13 protein-coding genes and 2 pseudogenes are annotated in these 13,984 nt (G+C 71.0%); 3 read left to right on the top strand and 12 right to left on the bottom strand.

Annotation, left to right across the window (positions count from 1 at the left end):
* The first annotated feature begins 31 nt into the window (after nucleotides 1-31).
* Nucleotides 32-403: an ArsR/SmtB family transcription factor gene (locus tag AOK17_RS22205; RefSeq protein WP_055614272.1), complete on the top strand. Its 372-nt coding sequence runs from the start codon at nucleotides 32-34 to the stop codon at nucleotides 401-403.
* A gap of 467 nt (nucleotides 404-870) precedes the next feature.
* On the opposite strand, the gene AOK17_RS22200 is transcribed toward AOK17_RS22205, so the two are convergent.
* The 8 genes and pseudogenes from AOK17_RS22200 to AOK17_RS22165 form a co-directional block, all read right to left on the bottom strand.
* Complete coding sequence (locus tag AOK17_RS22200; protein WP_055614271.1) at nucleotides 871-3,252, bottom strand: glycoside hydrolase family 65 protein; 2,382 nt, start codon at nucleotides 3,250-3,252, stop codon at nucleotides 871-873.
* Nucleotides 3,249-4,025 (bottom strand): HAD family hydrolase, encoded by a 777-nt coding sequence (locus AOK17_RS22195; protein ID WP_055614270.1) that lies wholly within the window; start codon nucleotides 4,023-4,025, stop codon nucleotides 3,249-3,251. Before AOK17_RS22195 ends, AOK17_RS22200 begins: the two co-directional genes overlap by 4 nt.
* A pseudogene (locus AOK17_RS22190) lies at nucleotides 4,022-4,273 on the bottom strand (hypothetical protein); the annotation flags it as partial. The pseudogene AOK17_RS22190 and the gene AOK17_RS22195, both read right to left, overlap by 4 nt.
* A 142-nt stretch (nucleotides 4,274-4,415) precedes the next feature.
* A complete protein-coding gene (locus AOK17_RS22185) occupies nucleotides 4,416-5,291 on the bottom strand; it encodes a universal stress protein (protein WP_079053208.1) in 876 nt (291 codons plus the stop codon).
* 58 nt (nucleotides 5,292-5,349) lie between these two features.
* The gene (locus AOK17_RS22180; protein ID WP_055614267.1) at nucleotides 5,350-5,571 is read right to left on the bottom strand and encodes a hypothetical protein; all 222 of its coding nucleotides are present in this window, start codon (nucleotides 5,569-5,571) and stop codon (nucleotides 5,350-5,352) included.
* A 142-nt stretch (nucleotides 5,572-5,713) separates the two neighbouring features.
* Nucleotides 5,714-6,232, bottom strand: coding sequence for a flavodoxin domain-containing protein (locus tag AOK17_RS22175; protein WP_055614266.1), 519 nt, complete (start codon nucleotides 6,230-6,232; stop codon nucleotides 5,714-5,716).
* A gap of 16 nt (nucleotides 6,233-6,248) precedes the next feature.
* Nucleotides 6,249-6,971: a CBS domain-containing protein gene (locus AOK17_RS22170; RefSeq protein ID WP_055614265.1), complete on the bottom strand. Its 723-nt coding sequence runs from the start codon at nucleotides 6,969-6,971 to the stop codon at nucleotides 6,249-6,251.
* A gap of 12 nt (nucleotides 6,972-6,983) precedes the next feature.
* Complete coding sequence (locus tag AOK17_RS22165) at nucleotides 6,984-9,677, bottom strand: bifunctional acetate--CoA ligase family protein/GNAT family N-acetyltransferase (protein WP_055614264.1); 2,694 nt, start codon at nucleotides 9,675-9,677, stop codon at nucleotides 6,984-6,986.
* Between the two features lie 229 nt (nucleotides 9,678-9,906).
* Between AOK17_RS22165 and AOK17_RS50130 the strand changes: the two genes are divergently transcribed.
* On the top strand, nucleotides 9,907-10,737 hold the full coding sequence (locus AOK17_RS50130) for a universal stress protein (protein WP_055614263.1): 831 nt from the start codon (nucleotides 9,907-9,909) through the stop codon (nucleotides 10,735-10,737).
* Between the two features lie 12 nt (nucleotides 10,738-10,749).
* Here the strand turns inward: AOK17_RS50130 and AOK17_RS53590 are convergent, their stop codons facing one another.
* The gene (locus tag AOK17_RS53590) at nucleotides 10,750-10,881 is read right to left on the bottom strand and encodes a hypothetical protein (protein WP_281198618.1); all 132 of its coding nucleotides are present in this window, start codon (nucleotides 10,879-10,881) and stop codon (nucleotides 10,750-10,752) included.
* Here AOK17_RS53590 and AOK17_RS52375 point away from each other — a divergent pair.
* Nucleotides 10,879-11,083 (top strand): annotated as a pseudogene (locus tag AOK17_RS52375) (polyphosphate kinase 2); the annotation flags it as partial. The gene AOK17_RS53590 and the pseudogene AOK17_RS52375 overlap by 3 nt on opposite strands.
* Nucleotides 11,084-11,102: 19 nt before the next feature.
* Here the strand turns inward: AOK17_RS52375 and AOK17_RS22155 are convergent.
* From AOK17_RS22155 to AOK17_RS22145, 3 genes are read right to left on the bottom strand one after another with little or no spacing between them, the layout of a single operon-like run.
* Nucleotides 11,103-11,984: a universal stress protein gene (locus AOK17_RS22155; RefSeq protein ID WP_055614262.1), complete on the bottom strand. Its 882-nt coding sequence runs from the start codon at nucleotides 11,982-11,984 to the stop codon at nucleotides 11,103-11,105.
* 5 nt (nucleotides 11,985-11,989) lie between these two features.
* Complete coding sequence (adhP, locus tag AOK17_RS22150) at nucleotides 11,990-13,012, bottom strand: alcohol dehydrogenase AdhP (RefSeq protein ID WP_055614261.1); 1,023 nt, start codon at nucleotides 13,010-13,012, stop codon at nucleotides 11,990-11,992.
* Between the two features lie 21 nt (nucleotides 13,013-13,033).
* Entirely contained in the window at nucleotides 13,034-13,939 is a 906-nt protein-coding gene (locus AOK17_RS22145) for a universal stress protein (RefSeq protein WP_055614260.1), read from the bottom strand.
* Between the last annotated feature and the right edge of the window lie 45 nt (nucleotides 13,940-13,984).

The raw sequence follows: 13,984 nt of genomic DNA, 5'->3' as shown, positions 1-13,984 counted from the left end.
GCCCGTCGAATGCGGCAGGGAGCGATTGACCATGCAGGTCCCCCTCTACCAGGCCAAGGCCGAGTTCTTCCGGATGCTCGGACACCCGGTACGCATCCGGGTCCTGGAGCTGCTGCAAAACGGCCCCGTCTCCGTACGCGACCTGCTCAGCGATATCGAGATCGAACCGTCCAGTCTCTCCCAGCAACTGGCCGTACTGCGCCGCTCCGGGATCGTGGTGTCCATCCGGGAGGGTTCCACCGTCAGCTACGCCCTTGCCGGCGGCGATGTGGCCGAGCTCCTGCGTGCAGCCCGCCGGATCCTGACCGAATTGATCACTGGCCAGAGCGAGTTGCTCGCCGAACTCCAGCAGGCAGACCCTCAACCGGCCCTCACCCCCGGCGGAGCCATCCGGTACTCCTGACGCCCAGACCCCGTGGCCTCGGCCTCGAACTCCAGGACACTCCGCGGCCCGGCGTCGCCCCCGTACGGAGATTCCGCATCGCAACCTGCCTTGACCAGGGGACGGTGAAGTGCCAGGCGTATTCCCGCAGCACAAGTCCGTCATGTGGTAGACGCTCTCTTCATACGAGTCGACCACACGCCGTAGCAACACAGCGACGCTCTCTCGAAACGCCCGATGGTGGAGGCGAGTTGTGTCCTCCCGGCCGTCGATCGAGGGAGACCCGCGGCCCTTGTCGCCCCCCTCTTCGTGGCAGAGATGAATTGACCTTCCTTCCCCGCACTACGACCGATGCCCCCGAAATCCCTCTTCGCCTGGAGGGGCCGAGCCGATCTCGCGACCCTGAAGAACCAGGGCTCAGACCATCGTCTTGATGATCCGGCCAAGGGGCCTTGGCCGGATCTCAGACAACTCTTCCCGCACAGGCATCAGTCGGGCAGCACTAGCTGAACCGTCTCCCCCGGCTGCACGGAAACCACACGATCGCGCAGCCGGATGTCGATCGGCGACCGGTCGGACGAGGGCACTTCGATCTCCAGACTCCCTTGCTCCATTCGCAGCCGCACTCCCCAGTGCCCCTGGTAACCAAGGGCGAACCCGTAGGAGGACAGCTCCGGCAGCGGCACCGGGTCCAACCACAGGGCACCCTGGCGCGTTTCCAGTCCGGTCAGTCCGCGCTGGACGAGATCGAGGGTGCCGGCCATGGCGCCCAGGTGGATTCCCTCTCCGGTGGTCCCGCCCTGGAGGTCGGCGATGTCGCCCTTGAGCGCCTCCTGGCAGAACGTCCATGCCTCGGCGCGCCGGGCCCGGGCCAGCACCCAGCCGTGGACCAGCCCGCTCAGGGTGGATCCGTGGCTGGTACGTCGCATGTAGTGGTCGACGGTGCGCCGCCAGGTGGCTTCGTCGAGGCGGTGGCCGAGTCTCCTGAACAGCCCCTGGAGCTCGGCAGGTGAGAAGAGGTAGCCGAGCATGAGGACATCGGCCTGCTTGGACGCCTGGTAGCGGTTGACGGTGTCGCCTTCCGCCTCCAGGATCCGGTCCAGCCGGCGGATGTCGCCGTACCGGTCGCGGTAGGCGTCCCAGTCGAGTTCCTCCAGGTCGCCGTAGCCCTCGAACTGGCTGATGACGTCGTCGTGGAAGGGCACGTGGAGCGTGCGGGACACGTCCTCCCAGAGTTCGAGTTCGCCGCCGTCCAGGGCCGTCCGTTCGACGAGTTCCCGCCGGCGCGGTTCGGGCAGTGCCTGGAGTACTTCGAGCGTGCGGGTCAGCACCCAGGCGGCCGTGACGTTCGTATAGGCGTTGTCGTCGAGGCCGGGTTTCTCGGCACCGGGGTAGGCGTCGTGGTATTCGTCCGGGCCGACCACGCCGCGGATGCGGTGCCGTCCGAGACTCTCGTCGTACGTGGCCGAGTCCGCCCAGAAGCGGGCGATCTGCAGGAGCATCTCAGCACCCTTGGTGTGCAGGAACTCGGCGTCCCCGCTCGCCTCGCAGTACTGCCACACGTTGTAGGCGACGGCCGAGCCGACGTGGTACTGAAGGCGTGAGTGGTCGGGCAGCCAGCGCCCGGAGCGTGGGTTGAGATGCAGTTCCTGTGTCTCCTCGCGGCCGTCGCTGCCGCTCTGCCAGGGGTAGAGCGCACCAGTGCGGCCGACGGCACGGGCTGCGGAACGGGCCTGTTCGAGCCGGCGGTGGCGGTAGCCGAGCATGGCGCGGGACACCTCGGGGAAGTGCAGGTTGAGATAGGGGAGGACGAACAGTTCGTCCCAGAAGATGTGACCCCGGTACGCCTCACCGTGCAGACCTCGGGCCGGTACGCCCACGTCGAGGTCGGCGGTGTGCGGGGAGAGGGTCTGCAGGACGTGGAAGAGGTGCAGCCGCAGGATGCTGCCCGCCTCGCCCGGCACGTCCAGTTCGGCCCGGCGCCACAGCTGGTCCCATGCCGTGATGTGCGACTCCAGCAGGTCGTCGAAGCCGGGTGCCGCGCTCACCCGGTCGATCGCCGCGCGCAGCGGGTCACTGATCGCCGAGTCCCGCGAGGTGTGCAGGGTGACGGCCTTGTCGACGGTGACGGTGCGATCAGGGGCGAGGGGCAGGCGCGTGTGCTGGACGGCGCGCAGGGCCCCGTGACGGGTGGATACAGGCTCGTCTGCGGTGAGGCGGGCCGCCATGCCGACGCGGATGTCCGACGTACGGGTGCGGCAGCGCAGCCACACGGTGTCCTGGGCGGCGGTGTCGGTGTGCACGTGGGTCAGATGGCGGCCGTCCAGGTCCCGGTAGCGCGCCACGCCCGCGTTGGTGACGGCGCCGTCGAGGACCGCCTCGACGTCGAGTTCGCCGGAGAAGTTCTCCGCCGTGAACTCGGTGCGCATGGCGGCCAGATGAGGGTCTGCCATGTGCACGATGCGCAGTTGGCGTACGGCCAGGGTGCGGCCCACGTCGTCGGCGTACCGTGTCCGGCGCTCCAGCAGGCCGGTGGACAGATGGAGGGTCTGGTGGTGTTCGAGGACGGTCGCGGTGTCCGGGGTGAGCCACGGTCCCGGGCCGTCATCGCCGTGCAGGCGGAAGCGGAGCGGCAACCAGTTGGGCAGGTTGACCATGTCCTCGTTCTCGACCCGGCGTCCGGCCACGTCGGAGGTGAGCCGGTTGTAGCAACCCGCCGCGTACGTCCCGGGGTAGTGCACGTCGTCGGCCGCGCACTCGGGGATCGACCCTCGGGTGGCGAAGTAGCCGTTGCCCAGCGTGCACAGGGACTCCCTGAGCCGCTCGTCCGCGGGTTCGTAGCCCTCGTAGTCCCAGGTCCAGCCCGTCACGTCGGTACTCCTGCCTCGATCAGTTCACCCAGGTCGCGTACGACCAGGTGGGCGCCGTGCCGCAGGAGTCCGGCCCGGGTGTCCGGACCGGCCGTGCGATCCACACCGATGACCAGGGCGAACCCGCCCAGACGGCCTGCCTCCACACCTGCCAGGGCATCCTCGACGACGGCGGTGCGGTCGGCGGGGACACCGAGCCGGCGGGCCGCTTCCAGGAAGAGGTCGGGCCGCGGTTTGCCCGGCAGGCCGAGCCGGGCCGCCTCGCCGCCGTCGACCAGCGCGGCGAAGAGGTCGAGGACGCCGGCCCTGGTGAGGAGTTCACGGGCGTGGTGGGACGCGGAGGCGGCGGCAAGGGGCACCGCCTCGCGCCGCAGGGCTCGCAGCAGCCGCACCGTACCCGGGTAGGCGTCGATGCCCTTCTCACGCAGCCGCTCGGTGAACAGCCGCTCCTTGTCGGCGGCGACGTCGCGGACCGTCTCGGCGGGCAGGTCGAGGCCGCGTGAGGCGAGGAAGGCGGCGGCGCCGTCGAGGCGGGACTTGCCGTCCACGTACTTCAGATAGTCGTCGCGTGTGTCGAACGGACGCCGCTGGTGAGGGTCCTGGGGCGGATGGTCGCGCAGGAACGCGTCGAAGGCGGTCTTCCAGGCGGCGGCGTGCACCCTGGCCGAGTCGGTGATCACTCCGTCTGTGTCGAGGACGACGGCACGAACGCCCCTCAGCACGGGTGAGATGCCGTCGAGGGAGTTCCCGGGCCGGGCGGGCGGCCGGTTCACAGCTGCTCCGCCACGTGTTGCTGGAAGCGGCCCGTCGGCTCGGCACCGGTGAGGTCGAGCAGCCGGTTGCTGCAGCCCCACTCTTTGTCGTACCGGCCGATGACCTTCACCGGGTCGCCGTGCGCCTGGGCCGGGGCCGCGTCGAAGACGTAGGGGGCGGGATCGCCGATCACGTCACGGGAGACAATCGGCGCGGTGGTCACCCGCAGGATGCCGCGCAGCCGCCCGTCGGCCGTCTCGGCGCACGCCGACCTGTCGGACTCGGCACGCTCCGGTGCCCCGCGCAGGCGGGCGCGGCCGACGCGGCCGAATCCGTCGATACCCACTCGGACGGTCATGGACAACTCCTGAGCGAGAAGGAATGGGGTGCGTACGGGGCGTTTTCCACGGTCACACCGGTTGCGGCACGATCGCCACCGGGCAGCCCGCGTGGTGCAGCAGGGTGTGGCCCACCCTGCCCAGCTGGAGGCCGAAGTGGCCGTGCCTGCGCCGGGCTCCGACAACCACCAGGTCGGCGGCGGCGGAGCGATGCAGCAGGACCTTGCGGGCCGGTCCCTCGACCGTCGTTCGGCGTATCCGCACGTCCGGGTGGTCCGCGACGGCGTCGTGGACCACCGCGTCCAGCAGGGCGGAAGCCCGCTCATCGTGGTACCGCGCCGGTTCGTTCGCCGACGCCGGATGATCGGCGGTCTCGTGCGCGGGGCAGCGCCAGGCACGTACGACATCGAGCGTGCCGGCGCGGGCGGCGGCCTCACGGAACGCGAAACGCACCGCTTCACTGCTCGTGTCGGGGTCCCCGGCCCCGAGCAGGATCCGCTCGTGCTTGCTCTCCACGGCGACCTTGTCGCCGCGCACCACGATCACCGGGCAGTGGGCCCGGGCCGCCACACCCAGGCCGACCGAACCCAGGAGCAGTCCCGTGAGCTCGCCGCGGCCACGCGAGCCCGTCACCAGCGCCGCGGCGTTGCGGCCCTCCAGCAACAACGCGGAGACCGCCTCTTCGGGCACCAGCTCGGTGGAGACCCTCACGGCAGGGTTGCGCCGCCAGGCGCGTTCCGCCGCGGATCCGACGATGTTCTCGGCAAGCACCCGCCCGGAGGGCCGGCCGAGATCGCTCCGGAGGTCGATGCCCTCGTAGCGCTCCCAGAGGGGAGCGTGCACCAGGCGGAGCGGCAGGCCGTGGCGGGCCGCCTCGTCCACAGCCCAGTCCATCGCGCGGAGGCTGGACTCCGATCCGTCGACACCCACAACCAGGGGCAGCTCCATCATCGTCACCGCCTTCGGTACGGCCTCGGAGATCCCGCATCGGTCGGGGGGACCACGTTCACCGTCGCACCGGCGTGCGGTCGGCAGTAGGGGCGGTTCGGCCCCTTTCGGGGACGTTCGGCACTGTTGCGCGGCGCGGCAGCCGACGCGCGGACAGCCGACGCGACAGCCACACGAAAGCCCCGTCGGCCACCGCGGCCACGACGAACGTCGCGGCCATGGCCGCGACCAGCAGCACGGCGAACAGCTGATAGAACTCCGGCGTGAGAGTCGTACGCACTGCTCTCATCTCCTGTCGGGAAGCACATCGGGAAGTTCCTTCACTCTCATCCAACTCCCCTTTGACGCAGGACACTTGAGCCGAACGGTGCGACATCCCGTGCCGGACGGCCCTAGTGTCCGGAGGCGGGCCGGGGCCGCGTCTACTGAGGTTCCCTTCCTGGCGAAGGCGCGAGCAGCTGTGCGCCGATGCCTGCGGCCCAGGACTCGATCTGCCCGAAGTCGCGGAAGTCTCCGCCCTTTCCGGAGGAGACGATCATCCGGGCGATACGCCCCTTCGCGCCCTCTTCGAGGCAGCCCCCGAAGGTGATGTGCTCCTTGGCGTCGAGCCGGACCATGGCCCGGCGGACGCCGGGCACAGGTGGGATGTCCCGTTCCGAGGCCGTGACGTCGAGCGGGCCGCTGCTGAAGAACCACAGCGGGCGCCCGGTCAGCGCGCGGCGGTGGCGACGGACGAACCGTCGCGCGTCACGGTGCCACCGTCCCGCGTAGAGCCCGCCTCCGACCACCACCGCGTCGTACGCCTCCACGCTCTCGACGGACCGGGCGGGCAGTGCCTCGACCGTCAGCCCTTCCTTTCGCAGCACGTCGGCGACCGCCTCGGCGATCCGGGCGGTTGATCCGTTCGTCGTTCCGTAGGCGACCAGTACCTTGCTGAGCATGGCGGTCCGCCTCCTCTCACAGTCGTCGCAGCCAGTCCTCGGTGACTCCGTGCAGTGCCTGCTCGTCCGGCCTGATGCGCGCGTCGTCGAGCCGGTAGGTGAGCATGTCGACCACCGCCACCACTCCGTCGATGTGTTTTGTCATGGAGACGGCGATCTCCGTCTCGCTCTTGCGCTCCATGTGACCCGCGAGCGTGACGACGCCCTCCGTCACGGTGATCGTCACGCTCCGGGGCGCCAGCCACAGCGTGCGGACCAGAACCTCCTCGATCACCTCGTGGCGGATGTCGGCGTCCGGCCGCAGGAAGACCTGGAGCAGGTCGCGCCGGGTGACGATGCCGACGAGCCGGTCCTCCTCGTCCACGACGGGCAGCCGCTCCACGCGATGCCGCGCCATGGTCCGGGCGGCCTCGGCGATGGTGTCCTCGGCGTGCACGGTGACGGGTGGCTGGGACATCAGCCGGCCGGCCGTTCGGGCATGGGCCTTCGCCGCCTGCCTCCGGGCACCTCGGCTCAGAGTCGCGAGCCGGAAGCGGCGCCCTGGACCGGGTATCTGCGACTGCCGGGCCATCAGGTCGGTCTCCGAGATCACCCCGATGACCTTCTCGTCCTCGTCGACCACGGGCAGTCCGCTGATGCGGTGGTCTGCGAGCAGCCGAGCGACCTCCTTGAACGGGGTGCCGTACACGGCGCGGACGACGCCGGCCGTCATGACGGTGCCGATCCTGCTGTGCTTCATGTCTGTTCCTCCTCAGCGCAGTCGGCGCAGATAGGGGTCCTGGGCCCTGCGCGGCAGCAGGCGTACCCGCGCGTCGAGCACGGTGACGTGGCCGGGCGTGGCAAGGACGGGGTTGAAGTCGGCCTCGGCGAGCTGCGGCAGGTCGCTCGCCATGCGGGACAGGCGCAGCAGCAGTTGTTCGAGGCCTTCGAGGTCGACGGGGCCGCTGCCGTGCGCACCGAACAGCAGCGGTGCACAGCGCGGCGCGGTGATCAGGTCGTGCACGTCGTGATCCGTCAGCGGGGCGAGACGAGCGGCGTGGTCGGCCAGCACCTCGGTCGCGGTACCGCCCAGCCCGAACAGCACCAGCGGGCCGAAGACCTCGTCCTGCACCACGCCGGCGAACAGCTCGGTGCCGCGTGCGGCGAGCGGCTGGACGACCACTCCGGTCATGAGACCCGCGAATCGCGTCTCCAAGTCCCGGAAGGCGGCCCGAACCTGGGAGTCTCCCTGGAGGTCGAGATGGAGGGCATGCTGTGCGCTCTTGTGCAGCAGGCCGGGCCAGTGGGCCTTCATCACCACGCGTCCGTCGGGGCCGCGCAGCCGCTCCGCGGCGACGACCGCGTCGTCCTCGGTCTCCGCCCAGGCCCAGGCCAGTTGCGGGATGTCGTAGCAGGCGAGGAGATCGGCGCAGGTCCGCGGGTCGAGCCAGCCGCCGTCCGGGTGAGCGGCGAGGAAGGTTTCGGCGACCGTGTGTGCCCGGTTCGTGTCGACGCCTGCGAGGTCGAGGACCGTGCCCGCCGGCCGGCTGAGCCACGCCGAGCGCCGGGCCGCGTGGGCCAACGCCCTGGCGGCTGCACCCGGTTCGGCGTACGAGGGGATGGCGCCGCCTTCTGTGGCTGGCAGCAGCTTGACGGGCAGATCCTGTTCCAGCCGTACGACGGCCACCGTGCGGGGGCGGCGTCCGGGGCCGTTCGTGAGGGCCCGGACGAGGTTGTCACCTGTCGCGGCGGCGACGGCCGTGGGAACGAGGGCCAGCAGCACGGCGTCGATGCCGGGACACCGCACCATCCGCTCCACGCAGTCCTTGAGTTGCTCCTCCGTCACCGCCGCCGTGGCGTCGACGGGGTTGCCGACGGCCGCGCCTTCGGGCAGTACGGCGAGGAGGTCGTCGATCACCTCGGGGGTGAGCCGGGGCAGGGACAGTCCGGCCTCCGCGCAGGCGTCTGCGGCCAGAACGCCCGCGCCGCCCGCGTTGGTGACGATCGCGACACGGGTGCCGGCCGGGAGCGGCTGGGAGTGCAACAGGGCGGCGGTTTCGAGGAGTTCACCGACCGATCCGGTGGCGGTGACGCCCGCCTGGGTGAACAGCGCCTGACGCGTCATGGTCCGGGTCGCGGCGGCCGCGGTGTGCGAGGCGGCGGCACGTCGGCCAGCGTCGGTGCGGCCGGCGTCGACGGTGAGCACCGGCATGCGCCGGGTCACGCGCCGGGACGTGCGGGAGAACGCCCGTGGGTTGCCGAAGGACTCCAGGTGCAGCAGGGCGAGTTCGGTACGGCCGTCGCTCTCCCACCACTGGAGCATGTCGTTGCCGCTGACGTCGTACTTGTCACCGAGCGAGGCGAAGGTCGAGACGCCGACGCCGAGCCGGGAAAGGCCGTCGAGCAGGGCGATACCGACGCCGCCGGACTGGACGGCGACACCCGCCGTGCCGGGCCTCGGATGATCGGCAGCGAAGGTCGCATCGAGGGAGAGCGCCGGATCCGTGTTGGAGACTCCCAGGCAGTTGGGCCCGACGAGCCGCATACCGTAGGTCCGGCACGCGGCCAGCAGCGCCTGCGCCTCGTTGCTGTCGAGCCCCGCCGACACGACGAGCAGCGCCCGTACGCCGGTCTTGCCGCACTCCTCGGCGGTGGCGGGTATCGCCGCCGCGGGCACCGCGAGAACCGCGAGGTCCGGGACCTTGGGCAGCGCGCCGACCGAGGGATACGACGGCACGCCGAGCAGCGAGGTGACGCTCGGGTTCACCGCGAACAGGCGCCGTGTGAAGCCGCCCGTGCGCAGATGGTGGAGAAGGGCACGGCCCACCGACCCGGGCCGGCGTCCGGCGCCGATCACGGCGATCGAGTCCGGCCTCAGCAGGGGTTCCAGGCTGGCCACGTCGGCGGCCCGGCCGCGCGCCTCCACCGCCGACAGATAGGCCTCGTCCTCTTCGAGTTCGATGGTGCAGCGCACTTCCGGGCCCTCGAAGTGGCGGGCCGTGCGCAGCCCGAGGTCGGCGAAGAGCTGGAGCACTTCGTGGTTCTCCACGAGTGCGTCGGCCGTGAAAGCGGTGATGCCTTCGGCGCGGGCGGCCGAGACCAGATGCTCGACGAGAAGCGTGCCTACGCCCCGGTGGTGGAGTCCGTCGGCCACCGCGATCGAGATCTCCACCCGGCCCGGGTCCTCGCCGGTCTCGTACTCGGCCAGGCCGATCACCTGGTGCTGCGCCTCGGCGAGGAGCGCACGGTGTCCGGGGCGCGGCGGTGCGCAGGCGCGGTCGGCCGCCATCTCGGCGGACCGGCGGCTGGCTCCGAAGAACCGCAGCCGGAGGTTCTCCGGGGACATCTCCTCGTACAGCCCCTGGAGGGGTTCGTGGTCGCTGGTCTCCACGGGGCGTATGCACACCGTGGTCCCGTCCGCGAGCAGTGCGTGAACCGTGTGGGGGCCGTGCTTGTCGTCCGTCATCTTCGTTCTCCTCCAGCCTCTCGACAGTTCGAGCATCCGGCGGACCGGGTGCTCGCCCCAGGGGCTGTCCGGGGTCGGCTTCTGGGCCGGTCGGCCCTGAGTCCTGTCCGGACAGGGAAGGCGGAGGGGCCATTGAGCTCCGTTCGGATCCGTACGGCCCCTGTCGCCGGGCAGTGCCGTGGCGGACCGTGGACGCAAGGATTTCCGTATGCCAGAAGGGCGAACTGCCATGGAGCGAACGATCGTTGTCGGCATCGACGGCTCTGCGTGCAGTCGCGTCGCGGTCGACTGGGCGGTGGGCGAGGCGCGGTTGCGTGGCCTGCCGCTGCGGGTCGCGCATGTCTCGTCGCTGTCCGCCGAGGAGGCACTCGCGATATGGCCGTACTGCCGTGAACCCGCCCCGGACGCGTTGGTGAAGGCGCTTGCCGAAGATCACCCGGCGCTCCGGATCGAAGGCGTCGACCTCACCGGAGAGACCGTGCCGGCGCTGCTGTCCGTGGGAACGCGGGCCGACCTCGTGGTTCTCGGTATGCGCGGTGCGGGAGGCTTTGCGGGACTGGCCGTCGGCTCCGTGGCGCACGGTGTCGCCGCGCTCGGGAACCGGCCCGTGGTGCTCGTCCCCGACCGTCCCGCCGTCGGCGGGCGGTCACCCCGCGCAGTGACAGTCGGCATCGACGCGCGCCGTCCGGCGGCCGACGCGCTGAGCTTCGCGTTCGACGCCGCGGAGCGGCGCGGGGCACTGCTGCGCGTCGTCCATGCCTGGCGGCTGCCGTCCTCCGCCGAGCAGTGGATGCCGTTCGCCCTTCCCGAGGAGGACCGAGGCGCTTGGGAGGACCAGGAGGTCCAGCAGCTGTCGGACGTGCTGCGACCGTGGCGGGAGAAGCATCCACACGTCCGTGTCCACGAGGACGTACGTCTGAAGAGTCCGTCTTCCGCCCTGGTCCAGGCATCGGCCTGCGCCGAACTACTGGTCGTGGGACGGACCGGCACGTCGCTCGGCCCCACCCTGCATGCGGTGGTGGATCACACCGAGTGCCCTGTGGCGGTCGTTCCGTCCTGAAGGAGACTGCCGTCATCGAGTGCCCATGGGCGGCATGGGCGGCATGGCGGGCAGGAGGACGGCGAGGGTGCCGCGCGCGGCGTACGAGCAGGAGCTGCCGAGTCTGCAGACGGAGCTGGTGAAGCTCCAGGAGCGGGTGGTCACACGGACATCTCGCCGGCCCCGTGGTTCGTCGTGGAGGCACGACAAGCGCCGGGCCCGCCTGCACATGATCGCCCATCTGCTCGGCTCCGTGCCGTACCACGAGGTGCCGCCGCCGCTGCTGAAGCTGCCGGCGGCGGCACCTCGACCGGCTACCAGCGCGCCCCGCGATCTGCAGGCATATGTCCCCGATCACGCGGCGAGCGCTGGGCCGACCCGGATGTTCACACCCGCTGCGGTACCACGGCGACAGGGCAGGCGGAGTGGTGCAGGACCGCGTGGGCGACCCGCCCGAGTTGGAGGCCGAAGTGTCCCTGCCTCCTGCGGGTGCCGACGACGAGCAGTCCGGCGTCGGCCGACGCGTCGAGGAGCGCCTCGCGCGCCGTGCCTTCGACGACACGCCGTCGCAGTTCGACGGAGGGGTGATCCGCCACGACTTCGCGCAGTACCGCCTCCAGAGTCTCGACGGCCCGCTGCTCGTGGTGGTGGGCGGGCTCTCCGGCCAGGAGGGGATGCTCGGCGCTCTCGTGCGACGGGCAGCGCCAGGCACGTACAGCCTCCAGGGCGACCCGTCGCTCCTCCGCCTCCTGGAAGGCGAACCGCACGGCCTCCGTACTGTGGGCATCCTCGCCGACGCCCAGCACGATGGGCCGCCGCATCCCGGCGTCGGCCTGGCTGTCGTGGCTGCCGCGCAGCACGATCACCGGGCAGTCCGCGCGGGCGGCGACGGCGAGGCTGACCGAGCCGAGCAGCAGCTCGGCGATGCCGCTGCGGCCGCGGGCGCCCACGACCAGCGCGGATGCGTTTCGCCCCTCCCCCAGCAGTGCGGGCACCGGCTCCTCGGGCAGCACCTCCGTGGAGATCTTCAGGTCCACATCACGCCGGTGCGCACGCTTCGCGGCAGCCTCGACGATGTTGTCGGCCAGCACCTGTTCCGAGGGCCGGTCAATTCCCTCGGCGAGCGCGGCCCCCTCGTAGCGCTCCCACAACGAGGCGTACACCAGCCGCAGCGGCACTCCGCGCAGGGTGGCCTCGTCCGCCGCCCAGTCCACGGCCCGCATGCTGGGTTCGGAGCCGTCGACGCCCACGACCAGGGGCAGTTCCATCGCCGTCACCTTCCTCCGGGGAACTCGAAGACGATCCGTGCGTCGACCTGGCCGTGCAGGACGTCTTCGAAGGACTCGTTGACCGAGGCCAGCGGGCGGGAAACAGAGATCACCCGGGTGCGGCCGGCCGCGTGCAACCGGAACACCTCGTCGAGGTCCTGCCGGGTGCCCACGATGGAGCCGATGACGCTGACGCCCTTGAGGACGGTGTCGAAGATCGGCAGCTGGATCGTGCCGCCGGCGGGAAGCGCGACCATGACGAGCTTGCCACCGCGCCGCAGCCCGCCGTACGCCGCAGCGAACGCGGCCTCGTTGACGGCGCAGACCAGCACGGTGTGCGCGCCGCCGTGCCGCTGGAGCACCTCGGCCGGGTCCTCCTTGCGGGCGTCGATCAGGATGTCCGCGCCGAGCTCGCGGGCGAGTTCCAGCTTGGCGTCCGTGACGTCGATGGCCGCCACCGTCGCACCGGCGATCTTGGCGTACTGCACGGCGAGATGCCCGAGGCCGCCGACGCCGGAGATCGCCACCAGTTGGGCGGGACGCACCTGGGCGACCTTCAGTGCCTTGTACGTGGTGACGCCCGCGCAGGTCAGCGGCGCGGCGTCCCGCGGGGAGATTCCCTCGGGCACCGGCTGGGCGAAGTCGGCCCAGGCGAGCATCTTCTCCGCGTAGCCGCCGTCACATCCGTAACCGGTGTTGATCTGCTGCTCGCACAGCGTCTCCCAGCCGGACAGGCAGTGCTCGCACCGCCCGCACGCCTTGCCCAGCCACGGAACGGCGACCCTCTGCCCCACGGAGAGGTGGGTGACGCCGTCACCGAGGGCCTCGACGAGGCCGACGCCCTCGTGGCCGGGGACGAACGGCGGACTCGGTTTGACCGGCCAGTCGCCGTGGGCCGCGTGGATGTCCGTGTGGCACAGCCCGGAGGCCTCGACCCGGATGCGGACCTGCCCGGGACCGGGTTCGGGATCGGGGCGCTCCTCGATGACGAGGGGCTCACCGAACGCTCGTACGACTGCTGCCTTCATGGTCTGTCTCTCCTCGGGTGGTCAGTCGTGCGGGACGACGGCGACGGGGGCGGTGGCGTGATGCAGCACCGCGTGGGCGATCGGCCCGATGCGGGCGCCGATCGGGGAGCGGCGGATCCGACGTCCGACGACGACCAGGGAGGCCTCGTGGGAGGCGTCCACCAGGTGACTTGCGGGCTTGCCGGACCGGGACACCTCGACGACCTCGACAGACGGGAACTTCTGCCGCCAGGGCCGCAGCACCTCGGCCAGGGAGGCGGCGTCCTGCTTGGCCAGGTGGGCATTGAACTCGGGGTCCACCGACATCCCGTAGGCGAAGTAGGGCGGCACATTCCAGCCGTGGACGACGCGCAGGGAGGTGGCACGGAGTACCGCGGCCTCGAAGGCGAACTCGATCACCGAGTCGTCGGGGCTCTCGATGTCGAGCCCCAGGACGACGGGCCGGTACGGGGCCGAGGCGGAGGGCGTCCCCGCCGGATCCTGCATGCGCTCGTCGGCAGCCTGTTCCCCGGCCCGTACGAGGACTACGGGACGCTCGGCGTGGGCGACGACGGCCAGACCGACCGAGCCGACCATGAACCCGCCGAGCCCGCTCAGACCTCGGGTGCCGAGGACCAGCACTTCAGATTCCTTCGCCACCTGGGACAGCACCTCTCCGGGCCGGCCGGGAGGCTGCTCCACGGTGACGTCCAAGCCGGGGTGGCGCAGCCGGATGCCGTCGGCCGCCTCGCGGGGAATCCGCTCGGTCCAGTGCTGCTGTGTCTCGGCGCCGAGCAGTGGGGCCTGGGCCATGGGATCCGGTACCGGCTCCCAGACGTTGACGATCTTCAGCGGCAGGCCGCGGAGGTTCGCCTCCCGGGCCGCCCATTCGGCGGCGGCCTGGCTCTCGGGGGAACCGTCGAGGCCTACGGTGACGGTGCGGGACATGATGCGTACCTCCTGAGCAGGGGATCTGGTTCCAGACTCGTGGTC

This window comes from Streptomyces phaeochromogenes (genome assembly GCF_001418655.1).
Lineage (GTDB): Bacteria > Actinomycetota > Actinomycetes > Streptomycetales > Streptomycetaceae > Streptomyces > Streptomyces phaeochromogenes.
The sequence above is the reverse complement of the archived record's forward strand: the minus strand, read 5'-3'. Positions and strand labels throughout refer to the sequence as shown.

Coding starts and splice junctions, on each gene's coding strand:
- AOK17_RS22155 (WP_055614262.1), bottom strand. CDS start 11,984: ATGGAACTGCCCCTGGTCGTGGGCGTCGACGGCTCCGAACCCAGCATG.
- AOK17_RS22170 (WP_055614265.1), bottom strand. CDS start 6,971: ATGAAGCACAGCAGGATCGGCACCGTCATGACGGCCGGCGTCGTCCGC.
- AOK17_RS22175 (WP_055614266.1), bottom strand. CDS start 6,232: ATGCTCAGCAAGGTACTGGTCGCCTACGGAACGACGAACGGATCAACC.
- AOK17_RS22145 (WP_055614260.1), bottom strand. CDS start 13,939: ATGTCCCGCACCGTCACCGTAGGCCTCGACGGTTCCCCCGAGAGCCAG.
- adhP (WP_055614261.1), bottom strand. CDS start 13,012: ATGAAGGCAGCAGTCGTACGAGCGTTCGGTGAGCCCCTCGTCATCGAG.
- AOK17_RS50130 (WP_055614263.1), top strand. CDS start 9,907: ATGGAGCGAACGATCGTTGTCGGCATCGACGGCTCTGCGTGCAGTCGC.
- AOK17_RS22165 (WP_055614264.1), bottom strand. CDS start 9,677: ATGACGGACGACAAGCACGGCCCCCACACGGTTCACGCACTGCTCGCG.
- AOK17_RS22205 (WP_055614272.1), top strand. CDS start 32: ATGCAGGTCCCCCTCTACCAGGCCAAGGCCGAGTTCTTCCGGATGCTC.
- AOK17_RS22185 (WP_079053208.1), bottom strand. CDS start 5,291: ATGGAGCTGCCCCTGGTTGTGGGTGTCGACGGATCGGAGTCCAGCCTC.